Annotated in this window: 19 protein-coding genes; 15 read left to right on the top strand and 4 right to left on the bottom strand. The window is 68.1% G+C overall.

Annotated features, from left to right (window positions below):
* Positions 1-9 precede the first annotated feature (9 nt).
* From ACFWBU_RS04525 to ACFWBU_RS04515, 3 genes are read left to right on the top strand one after another with little or no spacing between them, the layout of a single operon-like run.
* The gene (locus tag ACFWBU_RS04525) at positions 10-930 is read left to right on the top strand and encodes a glycosyltransferase family 2 protein (protein WP_378527628.1); all 921 of its coding nucleotides are present in this window, start codon (positions 10-12) and stop codon (positions 928-930) included.
* Complete coding sequence (locus ACFWBU_RS04520; protein ID WP_169619811.1) at positions 927-2012, top strand: sugar phosphate nucleotidyltransferase; 1086 nt, start codon at positions 927-929, stop codon at positions 2010-2012. The genes ACFWBU_RS04525 and ACFWBU_RS04520 overlap by 4 nt, the downstream gene beginning before the upstream one ends.
* Before the next feature lie 10 nt (positions 2013-2022).
* A complete protein-coding gene (locus tag ACFWBU_RS04515) occupies positions 2023-2787 on the top strand; it encodes an SGNH/GDSL hydrolase family protein (protein WP_378527627.1) in 765 nt (254 codons plus the stop codon).
* Between the two features lie 12 nt (positions 2788-2799).
* Here ACFWBU_RS04515 and ACFWBU_RS04510 read toward each other — a convergent pair whose 3' ends face one another.
* Genes ACFWBU_RS04510 through cofD form a run of 3 tightly spaced genes read right to left on the bottom strand, consistent with a single transcriptional unit; the run spans position 2800 to position 5713 of the window.
* On the bottom strand, positions 2800-3351 hold the full coding sequence (locus ACFWBU_RS04510) for an NUDIX hydrolase (protein WP_378527625.1): 552 nt from the start codon (positions 3349-3351) through the stop codon (positions 2800-2802).
* A 2-nt stretch (positions 3352-3353) separates the two neighbouring features.
* Entirely contained in the window at positions 3354-4724 is a 1371-nt protein-coding gene (locus ACFWBU_RS04505; RefSeq protein ID WP_296550430.1) for a coenzyme F420-0:L-glutamate ligase, read from the bottom strand.
* Positions 4724-5713, bottom strand: coding sequence for a 2-phospho-L-lactate transferase (cofD, locus tag ACFWBU_RS04500; protein ID WP_378527624.1), 990 nt, complete (start codon positions 5711-5713; stop codon positions 4724-4726). The genes ACFWBU_RS04505 and cofD overlap by 1 nt, the downstream gene beginning before the upstream one ends.
* Positions 5714-6090: 377 nt before the next feature.
* Here cofD and ACFWBU_RS04495 point away from each other — a divergent pair, with 377 nt between their 5' ends.
* Positions 6091-6318, top strand: a complete 228-nt coding sequence (locus ACFWBU_RS04495) for a WhiB family transcriptional regulator (protein ID WP_169619998.1) — start codon at positions 6091-6093, stop codon at positions 6316-6318.
* A 173-nt stretch (positions 6319-6491) separates the two neighbouring features.
* Here ACFWBU_RS04495 and ACFWBU_RS04490 read toward each other — a convergent pair whose 3' ends face one another.
* Positions 6492-6989 (bottom strand): metallopeptidase family protein, encoded by a 498-nt coding sequence (locus ACFWBU_RS04490; protein WP_169619807.1) that lies wholly within the window; start codon positions 6987-6989, stop codon positions 6492-6494.
* Positions 6990-7078: 89 nt separating this feature from the next.
* Here ACFWBU_RS04490 and ACFWBU_RS04485 point away from each other — a divergent pair, with 89 nt between their 5' ends.
* From ACFWBU_RS04485 to mtrA, 11 genes are all read left to right on the top strand, one after another.
* Complete coding sequence (locus ACFWBU_RS04485; RefSeq protein ID WP_169619806.1) at positions 7079-7474, top strand: DUF3499 domain-containing protein; 396 nt, start codon at positions 7079-7081, stop codon at positions 7472-7474.
* 77 nt (positions 7475-7551) lie between these two features.
* Positions 7552-8922, top strand: a complete 1371-nt coding sequence (locus ACFWBU_RS04480; protein WP_378527623.1) for a phosphomannomutase/phosphoglucomutase — start codon at positions 7552-7554, stop codon at positions 8920-8922.
* An 84-nt stretch (positions 8923-9006) separates the two neighbouring features.
* A complete protein-coding gene (locus ACFWBU_RS04475; RefSeq protein ID WP_296550428.1) occupies positions 9007-10095 on the top strand; it encodes a tobH protein in 1089 nt (362 codons plus the stop codon).
* Positions 10095-11336: a mannose-6-phosphate isomerase, class I gene (gene manA / locus ACFWBU_RS04470; protein ID WP_169619803.1), complete on the top strand. Its 1242-nt coding sequence runs from the start codon at positions 10095-10097 to the stop codon at positions 11334-11336. The genes ACFWBU_RS04475 and manA overlap by 1 nt, the downstream gene beginning before the upstream one ends.
* Before the next feature lie 219 nt (positions 11337-11555).
* The gene (locus ACFWBU_RS04465) at positions 11556-12794 is read left to right on the top strand and encodes an alkane 1-monooxygenase (RefSeq protein WP_169619802.1); all 1239 of its coding nucleotides are present in this window, start codon (positions 11556-11558) and stop codon (positions 12792-12794) included.
* Between the two features lie 7 nt (positions 12795-12801).
* Positions 12802-12969, top strand: coding sequence for a rubredoxin (locus ACFWBU_RS04460; RefSeq protein ID WP_169619801.1), 168 nt, complete (start codon positions 12802-12804; stop codon positions 12967-12969).
* Positions 12966-13151, top strand: coding sequence for a rubredoxin (locus ACFWBU_RS04455; RefSeq protein ID WP_169619800.1), 186 nt, complete (start codon positions 12966-12968; stop codon positions 13149-13151). Before ACFWBU_RS04460 ends, ACFWBU_RS04455 begins: the two co-directional genes overlap by 4 nt.
* A gap of 66 nt (positions 13152-13217) precedes the next feature.
* The gene (locus ACFWBU_RS04450) at positions 13218-13919 is read left to right on the top strand and encodes a TetR family transcriptional regulator (protein WP_169619799.1); all 702 of its coding nucleotides are present in this window, start codon (positions 13218-13220) and stop codon (positions 13917-13919) included.
* A gap of 110 nt (positions 13920-14029) precedes the next feature.
* Positions 14030-15499: an adenosylhomocysteinase gene (ahcY, locus tag ACFWBU_RS04445; RefSeq protein WP_169619798.1), complete on the top strand. Its 1470-nt coding sequence runs from the start codon at positions 14030-14032 to the stop codon at positions 15497-15499.
* A gap of 31 nt (positions 15500-15530) precedes the next feature.
* Positions 15531-16196: a dTMP kinase gene (locus ACFWBU_RS04440; protein WP_169651682.1), complete on the top strand. Its 666-nt coding sequence runs from the start codon at positions 15531-15533 to the stop codon at positions 16194-16196.
* Positions 16197-16201: 5 nt separating this feature from the next.
* A complete protein-coding gene (gene mtrA / locus ACFWBU_RS04435) occupies positions 16202-16879 on the top strand; it encodes an MtrAB system response regulator MtrA (RefSeq protein ID WP_072699446.1) in 678 nt (225 codons plus the stop codon).
* Positions 16880-16947: the final 68 nt, after the last annotated feature.

The following is a 16947-nucleotide window of genomic DNA, read 5'->3' as shown; positions in this document are numbered from 1 at the left end:
GTTGCCCGCGTGGATTCGACGCTGGCCGTGGTGACGGTGACGTACTCGCCCGGCGAGCACCTCGAGAACTTTCTGACTTCGCTCGCCGGAGCGACCGAGCGCCCGACGCGGGTGATCATGGCCGACAACGGGTCGACCGACGGTACGCCGGAGGCAGCTGCGGTCGCGCATCCGAACGTGGAGCTCCTGCGCACCGGCGGCAACATCGGTTACGGCGGCGCGGTCAACCGTGCCGTTGCCGAGATCGAGTCGTCGGTCGAGTTCGTGGTGGTCGCCAACCCGGACGTGCGATGGGAACCGGGGTCGCTCGACGCGCTGATCGAGGCGGCCGGCCGGTGGCCGCGAGCCGGCTCGCTCGGCCCGCTGATCCACGAGCCCGACGGAAGCATCTACCCGTCCGCTCGTTCGGTCCCGACCCTCGCATCCGGTGCCGGGCACGCGCTCCTCGGAACGGTGTGGCCCGCGAATCCGTGGACCCAGCGGTACCGCCAGGAGAACGAGGAGATCAGCGAACGGTCCGTCGGCTGGCTGTCCGGATCGTGCCTGCTGCTGCGCCGATCCGCATTCGACGCCATCGGCGGATTCGACTCGCGCTACTTCATGTACATGGAAGATGTCGACCTGGGCGACCGGCTGGGCCGCGCCGGGTGGCTCAACGTGTTCGTTCCGTCCGCGCACGTGACCCACGCCAAGGGCCACGCCGCCGGGCGACATCCCGAACTCATGCTTCCCGCACACCACGAGAGCGCGTACCGGTTCCAGGCCGACCGTCATCCGCACAGGTGGCAGGCGCCGCTGAGATGGGCACTGCGGGGCGGACTGCTCGTGCGATCGAAGCTTGCGGTCGCGGCCGCGGTGCGTGAGCGCGCCAGGGCAAGCGCCGAGCCGGACGTTCGGTCCGGCAACGACACGAAACAGGGGAGACCATGACCAGTGCTGCAGCATCGCATACCGATGCGGTGATCCTGGTGGGCGGCAAGGGCACGCGGCTGCGACCGCTGACGTTGTCGGCACCGAAGCCCATGCTGCCGACCGCCGGGGTGCCGTTCCTGGTCCACCTTCTTGCACGGATCCGCGAGGCGGGGATCAAGCACGTGGTGCTCGGCACGTCGTTCAAGGCAGAGGTCTTCGAGGAGCACTTCGCCGACGGCTCGGACTTCGGCCTCGAGATCGAGTACGTGACCGAAACCGAGCCTCTCGGTACCGGAGGCGGTATCCGCAACGTGCTGCCCAAGCTGCGCGGCGACCACGTGATGGTGTTCAACGGCGACGTGCTCGGAGGCACCGATCTCGGCGCTGTGCTCGACACCCACGTGCGCAACGAAGCGGACGTGACGATGCATCTGGTGCGCGTCGGCGATCCGCGTGCCTTCGGGTGCGTGCCGACAGACGCCGACGGACGGGTGACGGCGTTCCTCGAGAAGACACAGGATCCGCCGACCGACCAGATCAACGCGGGCTGCTACGTCTTTCGCCGGGAGATCATCGAACAGATCCCGGAGGGCCGGCCGGTGTCGGTCGAGCGGGAGGTCTTCCCGACCTTGCTCACCGAGGGCAAACGCGTCTACGGCCACGTCGATGCCGCCTACTGGCGCGACATGGGGACGCCGGAGGACTTCGTGCGCGGTTCCGCCGACCTGGTCCGCGGAATTGCGCCGTCGCCCGCGCTGGACGGGCCCCGCGGCGAGTCGCTGGTGCACCCGAGTGCCTCGGTCGGTCCGGGCGCGCTGCTGATCGGCGGCACGGTCGTGGGGCGCGGAGCGGAGATCGGTGCCGGCGCGCGCCTCGACGGTGCGGTGATCTTCGACGGCGCCCGGATCGAGGCCGGGGCGGTGATCGAGCGGACCATCATCGGATTCGGTGTGCGCGTGGGTCCACGGGCGTTGATCCGGGACGGCGTGATCGGCGACGGCGCCGACATCGGAGCCCGGTGTGAATTGTTGCGCGGTGCGCGGGTGTGGCCGGGGGTGCAACTCCCGGACGGGGGCATCCGGTTCAGCACGGATGTGTGAGAGGTTTCACGTGGGATTCGAACGTTATGTGGCATTGGGTGATTCGTTCACCGAGGGTGTAGGCGACCCGGATCCGTCCCGGCCCAACGGGTTGCGCGGCTGGGCCGATCTCGTTGCGGAGCAGCTTGCGATCGCGAGCGACGACTTCGCCTACGCCAATCTCGCGATCCGGGGGCGGTTGCTGCGTCCGATCATCGACGAGCAGGTCGACACCGCGGTGGCGATGAAGCCCGATCTGGTCACCATCTACGCCGGTGGTAACAACCTGATGCGGCCCAAGGTCCACTTCGACGATCTCGCCGCCGATTACGACGAAGCGATCGGCCGACTGGCCGCCACCGGCGCCCGGGTGCTGATGTGGACCGCGTACGACGGCAGCTGGGCGCCGGTGTTCGGCGCGCTGCGCGGACGCTGGGCCGTGTACAACGAATTGATCCGGGAGATCGCCGACCGGCACGACGCGACCATCGTCGACTTCTGGCGCTTCTCCGAATACCGCGATCTCCGGATGTGGGACCCCGACCGGTTGCATCTGTCACCGGCGGGCCATCACAACATGGCGCTCCGGGTACTCGATATCCTCGGCGTCTCCCACAGCCTGCCGCTCGTCCGCCTCGATGCGCCGGTGCCTCTGACGCCGGCGGCGCAGCGCGCCGACGATCGCCGGTGGACGCGCGAATTCCTGCTCCCCTGGGTGGGGCGCCGGCTGCGCGGGCTCTCCTCCGGTGACGGCGTGACGCCGAAGTACCCGTCGCTCACCCCGATCGGGGTCTGACCCGCGAGCTCGTCAGCGTCGCGCGGACGCGAGCCGCACGAGGTGGTCGATCGTGTCGCGCTCGGCGCGGGGCGGAAGTGCGTCGACGGGCCACCACCGCAGATCGGTCGACTCGTGGCTGCGTACCGGTTCGGCGCCGGCGGGTGCCGTCACCAGGAACCGCAGGTCCAGGTGGCGGGTGGGAACGCCGAGCGAGCACGTGATCGGATGCGTGTGCGCCGAGAGCAGTTCGGGGTCGATCGTCAGACCTGCGATCCCGGATTCCTCGGTGGCTTCCCGCAGCGCTGCGTCGACCACCGTCTCGTCGGACTCCTCGCAGTGCCCCCCGAGCTGGATCCACCGGCCCACCCGCGGATGCAGTGTGAGGAGCACGTTCCGGTGGTCGGCGTCGAGTACCAGCGACGACGCGGTGATGTGCCCGGGCACGTGCGCGCGCAGGCATCCGTCCGGTGCGGAGTCGAGAAACGCGAGCATCGTGTGCCGCAACGAATCCGCGTCGGCGGAGTCGGGATGCCACGCGGTGAGGCGATCGACCGCGGACCGGTGCAGGGAACGTGACGACATCGCTACAGCTCCACGAAGGCGGGTCCGGGATCGGCGGGCTCCCGGGGCGACGGGTCGTCGAGGGGATATCCCACGGCGACAGCCCCGAGCGGTGACCAATCGGCCGGCAGCCCGAGTTCGTCGCGGACGACCTGGGGCGCGAAGATCGTCGAACCGATCCAGCAACTGCCGAGCCCGCGGGTCGCGAGGGCGACGAGAAGGCCCTGCACCGCGGCGCCCGCAGCGACGGTGAACATCGTCGCCTCGGCGGCGGTGCGTTCCGCGTCGGGATAGTGGTGGGCGCCGTCCGGAACCCAGAAGGGAACGACGATTTCGGGGGCGTCGTAGAGGATCGAGCCGCGAGAGAGCCGGCGCTCGATCGCGACCGGATCGAGACCGTCGCGTTCGAGGTCGGCGGCCCACTGCTCACGCATGCTGTCGAGCAGGCGTCGCCGGACCTGCTCGGTGCGCACCCAGACGAATCGCACCGGGCGAGTGTGGTGAGGCGCGGGTGCGGTGAGCGCGTCCGCGACGGCTTCGCGAAGATCCTCGGGATCGACCGGTTCCGAGGCGAATTCGCGCACCGAGCGACGCAACAGCAGTGCTTCGCGGCGTCCGCGTTCGAGGGCTTCGGCGGTGCCGAGCCAGAACAGGTCCTCGTCGCCGCTGCGGATGAGTGCGCGTGCGTCGGAACCGTCGTCGGGCAGATCGAGTCCGCGGACCACCGCGACGGGCACGCCGCCGAGCTTGCCCTTGACGAGATCGCCTGCCGCGGCGATCTCGTCGGCGACGGCCACCGCCGTCACGAGCAGTTCGTTGCCCTGGGCGTCGCGCGAGCCGGCGTATTCGTGCAGTACCGGCAGACCGGCGGAACCGATCGCGGCGTCGGTCTGGCCGTTGCGCCAGGCGCGGCCCATGGTGTCGGTGACCACGACCGCGACGGTGACGCCGAGCAATGCGGAGAGACGGTCGCGCAGCGCGGCCGCGCTCGCGTCGGGATCTTCGGGCAGGAGCGCGAGTTCGGCGCCGTCGACGTTGGAGCCGTCGATCCCCGACGCGGCCTGCACGATGCCCAGCCGGTTCTCGGTGATGAGGGTTCGGCCCTTGCGGGCGAGCACACGTACTGCCTCCTGGTCGACCAGGCGGCGCCGCAGGGCATCGCGGGCGTCGGGATCGGTGGGCGCGGAGACGATCCGGCCTTCGACCTTGGAGATCACCTTGCTCGTGACGACGACGACGTCGCCGGTCGTCAGCCAGGGTGCCGCGGCGGCGATCGCGGCGGCGAGGTCGTCGCCGGGGCGGAATTCGGGGAGCCCGGGCACGGGCAGGATTTCGAGGGGCCCGCCGGGGGCGTGGTCACGCACCGAGGCGTGGGGCGCGGCGTCGGGGGACATCACAGGGTTACTCCAGCGAGTTCCAGAGCGGCGCGGGCCATATCGGCGGTCGCGTCGGGGTCGGTCATGAGCAGGGGGACGGAGCGGACCTCCACGCCCGGAACGTCGGCGCTGTCCGTGTCGTGCACGAGCCAGCCGTCGAGGATGCCCGTACCGTTGCGGCCGCCGTAGTAGCGGCCGACCGCTTCGGCCGTGGTGTCGACGCCGATGACGTCGAGGCACGCGTCGGCCATGCCGCGCAGCGGTTTGCCGCCGACGACGGGGGAGAGGCCGACGACTTTCGCGTTCGTCGTGCGCAGCGCGCCGCGCACACCCGGGATCGCGAGGATCGCACCGACGCTCACCACGGGGTTGGACGGTGCCAGCACTACCGCGTCGGCGTTCTCGATGGCGTCGAGGACTCCGGGGGCGGGCTTCGCCTCGTCGGCGCCGATATGCGCGAAACTGTGCGTCGGGACCCGAGCGCGGTGGCGGACCCACCACTCTTCGAAGTGGATCGCGCGCTGGAGGCCGTCGGCGGGATCGGTGATGACCACGTGGGTTTCGCTGCGGTCGTCGGACACCGGCAGAAGTGTGACGCCGGGCTTCCACCGGGCGCACAGTGCCTCGGTGACCGCCGAGAGCGGGTATCCGGTGCGCAGCATCTGGGTGCGGATGAGGTGGGTCGCGATGTCGCGGTCGCCGAGACCGAACCAGTCGGGAACGGCACCGTACGCGGCGAGTTCTTCCTTCGCGTTCCAGGTTTCGTCCACACGGCCCCAGCCGCGCTCCTCGTCGATTCCGCCGCCGAGGGTGTACATGCAGGTGTCGAGATCGGGGCAGATCCTCAGCCCGTGCATCCACACGTCGTCACCGACGTTGACGATGGCGGTGATCCGGTGGGGTGCGTCCGGATTCGTGTCGGCGCCGGGCGAGATGCCGAGAAGTTGGCGCAGACCTGTGAGAAAACGCGCCCCACCGACACCCCCGACCAATACAGTCACATTCACGGGGCAAGCCTAGGCGGTGCGCGCCGTACCCGGTTCAGCGACGTCCGAAACCGGAAGTGGCAAAGTCGTCGATAGTAAGCGACGGTTATCCCACAGCTTGACCGCGACACGCCCGACGTGTCTAATCACATACGTGTCATTCCGAGTTTTCGGATCGAGATCGATTGCGGGGACCCGCTTTCGAACGAAGGTTCGAGGGGTGGCCGCGGGGGAGATCCCCGGTCCAAAGATCGGCGCTGCAGTTGAGGAGGCGACCTATGGCCGACGAGCGCGAGGGATTCGAGATCGTTCGGATCGGAACTGCAGTCGAGAGTGTCTGTGACGAGCCGGATAGTGGGGCACCGATCCTGAATCTCGTTTCGGGATTCGACGACCTCATGGAGGGCGACGAACAGTGGCAGGAGCGCGCACTCTGTGCGCAGACCGACCCGGAAGCATTCTTCCCCGAGAAGGGTGGTTCCACACGGGAGGCCAAGCGCATCTGCCTGGGGTGTGAAGTTCGGGGCGAATGCCTCGAGTACGCCCTCGCTCACGACGAGCGGTTCGGTATCTGGGGTGGACTGTCGGAAAGGGAACGGCGGCGCCTCAAGCGCGGCATCATCTGACGGGACGCAGGGTCCGGTACGGGGAGTTCGGGCCCGGGTCCGGTATTCCAGGGAAGCCGCGTGGCGAAGGCCGGGTTGATCGACGGGGGTCGAGCAACCCGGCTTTCGTCTGTCTGCGTCGGTCTTCCCGAGTCGCCGTCGTGTTCGTCGGCGCCGACGGGGTGGAACCGAGGTCACTCCTCCTCGTCGAATCCTCCGAGTCCGGGGTCGACGACCTCCGGTTCGATGCCGAGATAGGTGGCGACCTGGTGCACCAGCACGTCGTGGACCAGATCGGCAAGATCCTCCGGGTCTTTCGCGCGGAGTTCGAGCGGCCGGCGGAAGAGCACGATGCGAGCGCGGGTGGCGGCACCTCGGCGATCGATGCCGGCGGGCACGAGACGCGACAGCGGGACCGGTCCGTCCGCAACCACCTCGTCCGGCCAGTTGACCGTATCGGGATCGCGAGCACGGATCTTGGGCACTTCGTCGACTGCGATGTCGAGTTTGGTGAGGCGCGCGTGCCAGCGCGAGTCGATGGGGGCGAACGCCGTCAGCACCAGAAGGTCGAACTTCTCGGCTCTCGACTTCCACACGGGGAGTTCGTGCGGAAACACCGGCCCCCGAATTCCCCGGCCGCGCCGCGTCACGGATCGGGACGAGAGCGGGCGGGAACGACGTGCACGGGCCATGTAGTGGACACTACGACACGAAAAATCCGTGGGCTCGAAACGGTGTGTCCGAATAGTCCCGGGGGCTCCGGCGCGCTACGCTCCCTCCCGTGAGAACACTGCGTCGATGCTGCCGGCCTGGGTGCAAGAACCCAGCTGTTGCGACGCTGACCTACGTGTACTCGGATTCCACCGCTGTCGTCGGTCCACTGGCCACCGTTGCCGAACCTCACTCGTGGGACCTGTGCGAAACGCACGGTTCGCGAATCACCGCCCCCAAGGGGTGGGAACTGGTGCGGTACGAGGGTGCTTTCTCGTCGGGTACGCCGGACGAGGACGACCTGACAGCGCTGGCCGAGGCCGTGCGGGAAGCCGGACTCGGTGAGCGTGTCCGTGGTGAAACCGACGCTGCGCAACCGGAGAGTTCGCCGCGCGTCGCAGTCGCTCCCGCGGGGCGTACAGGACGCCGCGGTCATCTGCGGGTCCTTCCCGACCCCACGTCCTGACGGCTTCGCACTAGGCTGACCACGGGCCGTGTCACGAAGGATGGCGCGGCTCGAGTCGAGTAGCAGGAGCGGAACAAGTGGCGAGATCTGCCGAGTCGGTGTCAGCCGTGATCAAGGCGTACGACGTCCGAGGTGTCGTGGGGGAGCAGATCGACGAGGACTTCGTCCGCGAGGTCGGAGCCTCGTTCGCGCGTCTGATCCGGAGTGAAGGCGCCTCCGACCGTGTGGTCGTCGGGCACGACATGCGTGAGTCGTCGCCGAAGCTGTCGCAGGCATTCGCCGACGGGGTCACCGCGCAGGGCCTCGACGTCGTGCTGATCGGGCTGGCCTCCACCGACCAGTTGTATTTCGCATCCGGGTTGCTCGACGCGCCCGGTGCGATGTTCACCGCGAGCCACAATCCGGCGGCCTACAACGGCATCAAGCTGTGCCGCGCGGGCGCGAAGCCGGTCGGGCAGGAGACGGGACTCGCGATCATCTCCGCCGAACTCGTCGACGGCGTCCCCGAGTACGACGGAACGCCCGGTGTCGTGAGCGAGCGCGACGTGCTCGCCGACTACGCGTCGTTCCTCCGCGGGCTGGTGGATCTGTCGCAGATGCGGCCGCTCAAGGTTGCGGCCGACGCGGGCAACGGAATGGGCGGGCACACGGTGCCCGCGGTCTTCGGTCCGCTGCCCATCGATCTGGTGCCGCTGTACTTCGAACTCGACGGCACGTTCCCCAACCACGAGGCCAACCCCCTCGATCCCGCCAATCTCGTGGACCTGCAGCGGCTCGTCGTGGAGTCCGGCGCCGACGTGGGCCTTGCCTTCGACGGCGACGCGGACCGGTGCTTCGTCGTCGACGAGCGCGGCGAACCCGTCACCCCGTCGGCGGTCACCGCCCTCGTCGCAGACCGGGAACTCGCGAAGGAGCCGGGAGCGACGATCATCCACAACCTGATCACCTCCCGCGTCGTGCCCGAACTCGTCCTGGAGCAGGGCGGCGTTCCGCTACGCACCCGGGTGGGGCACTCGTTCATCAAGCAGCAGATGGCCGAGACCGACGCGGTGTTCGGCGGCGAGCACTCCGCGCACTACTACTTCCGCGACTTCTGGGGCGCCGACTCCGGCATGCTCGCAGCGCTGCACGTCCTCGCGGCTCTGGCAGCGCACGACGGCACGCTGTCCGACCTCATGTCGTCCTACGACCGGTACGCGGCATCGGGTGAGATCAATTCCACGGTCGCCGATGCGGCCGACCGCACCGAGGCCGTCATCGCCGCGTTCTCCGACCGCGCCACCGCTGTCGACCGACTCGACGGCGTCACCGTGGACCTTCCGGATCATGCGTGGTTCAATCTGCGCGCCTCGAACACCGAACCGCTCCTCCGGCTCAACGTGGAGGCGCGGACCCAGGACGAGGTCGATGCCCTGGTCGAGGAGATTCTTGCTGTTGTGCGCGCGTGACGTAGGTAGTCGCGCGGGGAATAATCGAGGTGCTCGGCGTCGGGGTGGGGGCCCCAGGGCGGGCGGAAGGAAGGTGACGCGGTCGTGACGGCACCCTTGCCGCTGTTCGACTTCGACGACGTGGACGGAGTGATCGCAGCAGACGTCGACGGCGTCCTGCGCAGCGCCGCTCTCGGCGGAGCGCAGATCCGTGCGGTCGCCACCGCCGTCGACGAACGGCTTCTGGACGGCCTCGCCGATGTGCGACCGCGCAGCGTGGTCTTCGTCGGCACCGACGCACGGTCGAGCCGCGCCGCCGAACTGGTCGTGTCGTTGTTCGCCGAGCACGCCGCTGCCCCGTTGGTGTACGCCCCGGAGACACCGCCGTGGGTGGGTGCGCTGGACGTCGTGGTGGTGGCCGGAAACGATCCCGGCGATCCGCAACTCGCACGATCGATCGATGCGGCCCTGAGGCGCAGCGCCGAAGTGATCGTCGACGCCCCCGACGAAGGCCCCGTGCGGGCTGTCGCAGCCGGACGGGCGGTGCTCCTGGCTCCGCGCGTGCAGGTGCCGGCTCGCTACGCGCTGGCACGGCACGTCGCTGTGTTCTACGCCGTCCTCGCGGTCATGCGCGACGTGCTGCGGGGGGACGCCCTCCGGGTGGATCTCGCCCGGCTCGCGGACGCGGTCGATCAGGAGGCGCTCCGCGATCACCCCTCGAACGAGGTGTTCCACAATCCGGCGAAATCCCTCGCGGTACGCATGCAGTCGCGGCGGGTCATCGTCGCGGGGGACCGTCCGGTGACTGTCGCGCTGGCACGACACGCGTCGGAGTCGCTGCTCCAGGGTGCGGGTGTCGTCGCGTCCGCTGCGGCGCTGCCCGATGTGCTGGCCGCTCGTGAGCGACTGATCGAGGTCCTCACGGCCGCCGGTGAGCGATACGACCCCTTGTTCCACGACGAAGAACTGGACGGTCCGGCCCCGCTCGCGCCGGCACGCGTCTTCGTGTTCAGTACGGATTCCGACCGGCTCGCGGCGCAGCGCCGCGGTGCTGCGCTACCCGACGCCGAGCTGGTATCGGTGGTAGGGGAATTCGAATCCGACACGGTCCCTCCCGTGCTCGAGCAGATTGCGGTATTGATGGTGCGAATCGACATGGCGGCGGCCTATCTGAGACTGGCCGGGGGACGATAGTGCACTCACTCGAGGGGGCGGTGCGGTCGTACGCATGGGGCTCGCGCACCGCGATCGCGACGCTGTGCGGCCGCAAGGTGCCGTCCGACCACCCGGAAGCCGAACTGTGGCTCGGGGCGCATCCCGCGGACCCGGCGCGGGTGATTCTTCCCACCGACGAGAAGCTTTCGCTGCTCGAGGTCCTCGATGCCGACCCGCACGGGCATCTCGGTCCGCACACTGTCGAGCGGTTCGGGACGCGGCTGCCGTTCCTGCTCAAGCTTCTCGCAGCGGAGGAACCGTTGTCGTTGCAGGCGCATCCGAGTGCGCGGCAGGCGGCCGAGGGTTTTGCCCGCGAGGACGCACTGGGATTGCCGATCGATTCGCCCATCCGCAACTACAAGGACGCCAGCCACAAACCCGAACTGGTGGTCGCGTTGACGCGGTTCGAGGCGCTCGCCGGATTCCGTGATGCGCATCGCACCGTTGCGCTGCTCGAGGCCCTGCACGTGCCCGAACTCGAACCGTATCTGGGGCTGCTTGCCGGGCAACCGGATTCCGACGGCTTACGGGCGCTGTTCACCACGTGGATCACTCTGCCTCCCACTGCGCTGCTGGCCTTGCTGCCTCGTGTGCTCGACGGGTGCGTCGGCTACCTCACGGGAACGGAGAACGGGCGGGAGTTCGTCGAGGAAGTACGGACCACGCTGCAACTCGCCGAGTTCTATCCCGGCGACGCCGGGGTCCTGGCGTCGCTGTTGCTCAACCGCATCACCCTCGAGCCCGGTGAGGGGCTCTACCTGGCAGCCGGCAATCTGCACGCCTACCTGCACGGCATGGGCGTCGAGATCATGGCGAACTCGGACAACGTCCTGCGCGGCGGTCTGACGCCCAAGCACGTGGACGTGCCGGAACTGCTGCGGGTGCTCGATTTCGGTTCTGCAGCGGTGCCGATTCTCGATGCCGAGCAGATCGGACCGTTCGAGTGGCGGTACCGGACCCCGGCACCGGAGTTCGCGCTCTCTCGCGTCGAACCCGGACCGGGCGACGAAGTCGTGATCGCTCCCGGCGGCCCGCAGATCCTCCTGTGCACCCATGGTGCGGTGAGCGTCGAGTGCGCCGGAACGACCGTGGACCTGGACTCGGGTGATTCGGTGTGGCTGTCGCATTCCGACCCGGAGACGGTCGTGCGGGGCCGCGCGGACGGCGCACAGGTGTTCCGTGCGCGCCTCGGTGAACTCCCGGCACTGTCTCGCGACTGACGGTTCTTCCGGTACGACCGTCGATCCGTCACCGTGCGGTGACGGGCATTCCCTGTACGGTGCTCCTCTGCCGCCCCGCTGCGCGTGTGGCAGTTTACAAATCCTCAAGAATGTCTAGACCTCGGACGCGATCCGTCCTATAGTCCAGATCACAGTGATGTGTGTCACGACGTCGGGATGTCCGGCCGGGTGACCCACACGGGTGACGAGGAGACAGACATGAGTACGGACTCGGCGGCGAGCCCGCTGGACATGCCGGATGTGCAATGGCGTGACCGCAAGAAGAAACTGTGGCTGCTCGGCCTCGTCCCGCCCACCGCGCTCTTCCTTGCCACCGCGCTCATCTGGGCCGGAAACGCACTGGGCTGGCAGGCGGTGACCCCGGCGCTGTGGTGGATCGGGCCGCTGCTCGTCTACGTGATGGTCCCGACGCTCGACCTGTTCGTCGGGCCCGACGGTGAGAACCCGCCGGACGAACTCGTCGAAGCGCTCGAGAACGACCGCTACTACCGGTACTGCACGTACATCTACCTGCCGTTCCAGTTCGCCAGCCTCGTGTTCGCCTGCTACCTCTGGTCGGCCGACAACCTGTCGTGGCTCGGCATCGACGGCGGCCTCGGTATCGCGTCGAAGATCGGCCTGGCGCTCTCCGTCGGTGTCGTCGCCGGTATCGGTATCAACACCGCGCACGAACTGGGCCACAAGAAGGTCGAGCTGGAACGGCGACTGTCCAGGATCGCCCTCGCACAATCGTTCTACGGCCACTTCTACATCGAGCACAACAGGGGACACCACGTCCGCGTCGCGACACCGGAGGACCCGGCCTCCGCTCGCTTCGGCGAGAGCTTCTGGGCGTTCCTGCCGCGCACGGTCATCGGCAGCGTGCGCTCCGCGTGGCGGCTCGAGCGGGCCCGCCTCGAGCGGCTCGGCAAGCCCGTGTGGAGCCTGCGCAACGACGTGCTCAGCGCGTGGGCACTCTCGGCTGTGCTCTTCGGCGGCCTCATCGCAGTCTTCGGGATCGGGATCGCGCCCTATCTGGTGATCCAGGCGGTCTTCGGCTTCGCGCTGCTCGAAGCGGTCAACTACCTCGAGCACTACGGTCTGCTCCGGCAGCGCACCGCCAACGGCCGGTACGAACGGTGCAGTCCCGCCCACAGCTGGAACAGCGATCACCTCGTGACCAACATCTTCCTCTACCACCTGCAGCGGCACAGCGACCATCACGCCAACCCGACCCGCCGCTACCAGACGCTGCGGAGCATGGAGATGTCGCCGAATCTGCCCGCCGGGTACGCCACGATGATCGGGCTCGCCTACATCCCGCCGCTGTGGCGCAAGGTCATGGACCCCCGGGTGCTCGATCACTACGACGGCGACATCACGCGGGTCAACATCCAGCCGAGCAAGCGCGAAGCGATCCTCGCCCGCTACGGCGCCGCTGCCCAGGAAGGGAACTGATCCCCAGATGACTGCGTACCGCTGCCCGGTGTGCGACTTCGTCTACGACGAAGCGCTCGGTGCCCCGCGCGAAGGATTTCCCGCCGGCACCGCATGGGATGCCCTTCCCGACGACTGGTGCTGCCCCGACTGCGGGGTCCGGGAGAAGATCGATTTCGAGGAGTATGCGCGATGAGCACCGAATTCCGGCTGTTCCGCTGCCTGGTCTGCGGCTTCGAGTACGACGAGAAGCTCGGCTGGCCCGACGAGGGGATCGAGCCGGGGACGCGCTGGGAGGACATCGACGACGACTGGTCGTGCCCGGACTGCGGTGCGGCCAAGGCCGACTTCGAGATGATCGAGATCGTCCGGCGGTGAACAGCCGTCGACAGGACATCTCGTTCGGCTTTGACGCGCACGCGGAGCCGTGAGAGCGTCACGGCCATGGCGAGTGCGCAACCGGGTAGCGGCGGCAGCGACGGCAGGGGTGTGTCGCCGAACGGCAACGGTGTGACCACCTCGCCGGGTGACACCGCCGGTGCGTCGTCCGCGCGGGTGCTGTTCCACGAGGCGAGCCGGGTGCTCCTGCGCTCGACGATTCTCGACGCGATGCGGGACCTGCTCCTCGAGCGCGACTGGTCGGCCGTCACCATGAGCGACGTCGCGCGCGCCGCGGGAATCAGCCGGCAGACGTTGTACAAGGAGTTCTCGTCGCGGCAGGGGCTTGCCCAGGGCTACGCGCTGCGCCTGGTCGACGAATTCGTCGACGCCGTGGCCGACTCGGTATACGCGCACGTCGGCGACGCGCGTGCGGCCCTCGTCGGAGGATTCACGTCGTTCTTCACGGCGTCGGCGGCCGATCCGCTGGTGCGGTCGCTGCTCCACGGCGAGGCCAAACCCGATCTGCTGCGCCTGATCACCACCGATGTCGCGCCGATCCTCGAGCGGGGCTCGGTCCGGCTCGCCGACACCTTCGAGCACAGCTGGGTGTCGGCGTCCGGCACCGACGCCGGCATCCTGGCCCGCGCGATCGTGCGGGTCGCGCTGAGCTTCATCTCGATGCCGCCGGTCTCGGGCAACGACGTCGCCGCCGACCTCGCCGACCTGCTCGTTCCCTTCGTGGAGAAGGCTGCGGTGCCCGGCTGACCGCGACCCGCCCGTTCGTACCGGCCGTACCGTGACGCCGCAGGTTGTATAGCCTGGTTGCAACTGCTTTGTTCGAAGAATTGTCTGCCGACAGGAAGAGGCATTTGCACGTGTCTGACACCACGCTCGTCGCCGACCGGATCAACGGTCTCGATTTCAAGGTCGCCGATCTGTCCCTCGCCGAATTCGGGCGCAAGGAGATCCGCCTGGCCGAACACGAGATGCCGGGACTGATGTCGCTGCGTCGCGAATACGCCGAGGTGCAGCCGCTGAAGGGCGCACGGATCTCGGGCTCGCTGCATATGACCGTGCAGACCGCGGTACTGATCGAGACCCTCGTGTCGCTGGGCGCACAGGTCCGATGGGCCTCGTGCAACATCTTCTCCACCCAGGACCACGCTGCGGCCGCGATCGTCGTGGGCCCGCACGGCACGCCCGAAGAACCCAAGGGTGTGCCGGTGTTCGCATGGAAGGGCGAGTCCCTCGAGGAGTACTGGTGGGCGGCCGAGCAGATGCTCACCTGGCCCGGTGAACCCGCCAACATGATTCTCGACGACGGTGGCGATGCCACGATGCTCGTGCTCAAGGGCGCGCAGTTCGAGAAGGCCGGTGTGGTCCCGCCCGTCGACGAAGAGCACGATTCCGCCGAGTACAAGGTGTTCCTGCAGTTGCTGCGCAACTCGCTCGAGGCCGACGCCGGCAAGTGGTCGGCGATCGCCGCGTCGGTGCAGGGCGTCACCGAGGAGACCACCACCGGTGTGCTGCGCCTCTACCAGCTCGCGGCCGCCGGCGAACTGACGTTCCCGGCGATCAACGTCAACGACTCGGTCACCAAGAGCAAGTTCGACAACAAGTACGGCACCCGGCACTCGCTGCTCGACGGCATCAACCGCGGCACCGACGTGCTCATCGGCGGCAAGACCGCTCTGGTGTGCGGTTACGGCGACGTGGGCAAGGGCTGCGCCGAGGCGCTGCGCGGCCAGGGCGCACGTGTGTCGATCACCGAGATCGATCCGATCAACGCGCTGCAGGCCCTCATGGACGGCTACGACGTCGTGACGGTCGAAGACTTCATCGGCCAGGCCGACATCGTCATCACCTCGACGGGCAACAAGGACATCATCACCTTCGAGCACATGAAGGCGATGAAGCACCAGGCGATCCTCGGCAACATCGGTCACTTCGACAACGAGATCGACATGGCCGGCCTCGAGCGGTCCGCCGACGTCACGCGGATCAACATCAAGCCGCAGGTCGACGAGTTCACCTTCGCCGACGGACATTCGATCATCGTGCTGTCCGAGGGACGTCTGCTCAATCTCGGCAATGCGACCGGTCACCCGTCGTTCGTGATGAGCAACTCGTTCGCGAACCAGGTCATCGCGCAGATCGAACTGTGGACGAAGCCGGACGAGTACGACAACGAGGTCTACCGCCTGCCCAAGCACCTCGACGAGAAGGTCGCCAAGATCCACGTCGAGGCGCTCGGCGGCAAGCTGACGAAGCTGACCAAGGAGCAGGCCGAGTACATCGGCGTGGACGTCGAGGGCCCGTACAAGCCCGAGCACTACCGCTACTGATTCCGAGATCGGCGGCGAGAAGCGCAGCGTTATGGGTGGTCTGATTGTCGTCGAAGGTCTCGACGGGGCCGGAAAGCGGACATTGTCCGCCGGCCTCGTCGAGGCGTGGCGCGCCGCGGGGGCGCGCGTGGCCACACTGGCGTTTCCCCGCTACGGCCGATCGATCCACGCCGATCTGGGCGCCGAGGCGCTGCGGGGACAGCACGGCGACACCGCGTCGAGTGTCGAAGCGATGGCGTTGCTGTGGGCACTCGATCGGCGCGACGCCGCCGACGAACTGCGGAAACTCCTCGCTGCCAACGACATCGTGCTTCTCGACCGCTATGTCGCGTCCAACGCGGCGTACACCGCGGCCCGGCGCCACGAGGATGCCGCAGGGCCGTCGGTCGAGTGGATCCGGAACCTCGAATACGAACGCTTCGCGCTTCCCGTGCCCGATCTGCAAGTGCTGCTGCGTGTCCCTGTCGCGCTCGCCGCAGAACGGGCCAGGAGTCGCGCGGAGTCGGACGCCGCGCGGGAACGCGACGCGTATGAACGCGACGGCGACCTCCAGTACCGGACCGGAGAGGTGTACGACGGCTTGGCGCAGCGGCACTGGATGTCACGGTGGATCGTGGCGGGCGCCGAGACCGATACGCAACAACTCGCCGTTCGCATCTCAAATCTGCTTCACGAAGGTGAAGGGGTGACACGATAGAGCTTATGAAGCCGAGGATTCTGGTAGTCGACGACGATGCAGCACTCGCCGAAATGCTCACAATCGTGCTGCGCGGCGAAGGATTCGAGCCGTTCGTGGTGGGCGACGGGACGCAGGCGCTCGGTGCCGTGCGCGAAATCCGCCCGGACCTCGTCCTGCTCGATCTCATGCTTCCGGGCATGAACGGCATCGACGTCTGCCGCGTGCTCCGCGCCGATTCCGGCGTGCCCATCGTGATGCTCACTGCCAAGTCCGACACCGTCGATGTGGTTCTCGGACTCGAGTCGGGCGCCGACGACTACATGGTGAAGCCCTTCAAGCCGAAGGAACTGGTGGCGCGCGTGCGCGCCCGGTTGCGCCGCACCGAGCAGGAACCCGCCGAAGTACTCTCGATCGGCGATATCACCATCGATGTTCCGGCACACAAGGTCACCCGCGGCGACGAACTGATCTCGCTCACCCCGCTGGAGTTCGACCTGCTGGTGGCGCTCGCGCGCAAGCCGCGTCAGGTGTTCACCCGTGAGGTGCTCCTGGAACAGGTCTGGGGTTACCGGCACGCAGCCGACACCCGTCTGGTGAACGTTCACGTCCAGCGCCTGCGGGCGAAGGTCGAGAAGGATCCCGAGAACCCGGAAGCGGTGCTCACGGTGCGGGGGGTCGGCTACAAGGCCGGACCGCCGTGATCCGTGGTCAACCTCTGCGGCGGCGGATCGCACGGAGAACGCTGCCGCTCGTAAGGTGGTCGCGGGCC

The organism is Rhodococcus sp. NPDC060084, from assembly GCF_042730335.1.
Taxonomy (GTDB): domain Bacteria; phylum Actinomycetota; class Actinomycetes; order Mycobacteriales; family Mycobacteriaceae; genus Rhodococcus.
This window is presented reverse-complemented; position numbering and strand designations above follow the sequence as displayed.

What these genes read in the sequence shown, in the direction of transcription:
- ACFWBU_RS04495 (WP_169619998.1), top strand. Translation starts at nt 6,091, where the DNA reads ATGGAGGGCGACGAACAGTGGCAGGAGCGCGCACTCTGTGCGCAGACC.
- ACFWBU_RS04520 (WP_169619811.1), top strand. Translation starts at nt 927, where the DNA reads ATGACCAGTGCTGCAGCATCGCATACCGATGCGGTGATCCTGGTGGGC.
- ACFWBU_RS04460 (WP_169619801.1), top strand. Translation starts at nt 12,802, where the DNA reads ATGACTGCGTACCGCTGCCCGGTGTGCGACTTCGTCTACGACGAAGCG.
- ACFWBU_RS04440 (WP_169651682.1), top strand. Translation starts at nt 15,531, where the DNA reads ATGGGTGGTCTGATTGTCGTCGAAGGTCTCGACGGGGCCGGAAAGCGG.
- mtrA (WP_072699446.1), top strand. Translation starts at nt 16,202, where the DNA reads ATGAAGCCGAGGATTCTGGTAGTCGACGACGATGCAGCACTCGCCGAA.
- ACFWBU_RS04505 (WP_296550430.1), bottom strand. Translation starts at nt 4,724, where the DNA reads ATGTCCCCCGACGCCGCGCCCCACGCCTCGGTGCGTGACCACGCCCCC.
- ACFWBU_RS04450 (WP_169619799.1), top strand. Translation starts at nt 13,218, where the DNA reads ATGGCGAGTGCGCAACCGGGTAGCGGCGGCAGCGACGGCAGGGGTGTG.
- ACFWBU_RS04510 (WP_378527625.1), bottom strand. Translation starts at nt 3,351, where the DNA reads ATGTCGTCACGTTCCCTGCACCGGTCCGCGGTCGATCGCCTCACCGCG.
- ACFWBU_RS04465 (WP_169619802.1), top strand. Translation starts at nt 11,556, where the DNA reads ATGAGTACGGACTCGGCGGCGAGCCCGCTGGACATGCCGGATGTGCAA.
- ACFWBU_RS04490 (WP_169619807.1), bottom strand. Translation starts at nt 6,989, where the DNA reads ATGGCCCGTGCACGTCGTTCCCGCCCGCTCTCGTCCCGATCCGTGACG.
- ACFWBU_RS04455 (WP_169619800.1), top strand. Translation starts at nt 12,966, where the DNA reads ATGAGCACCGAATTCCGGCTGTTCCGCTGCCTGGTCTGCGGCTTCGAG.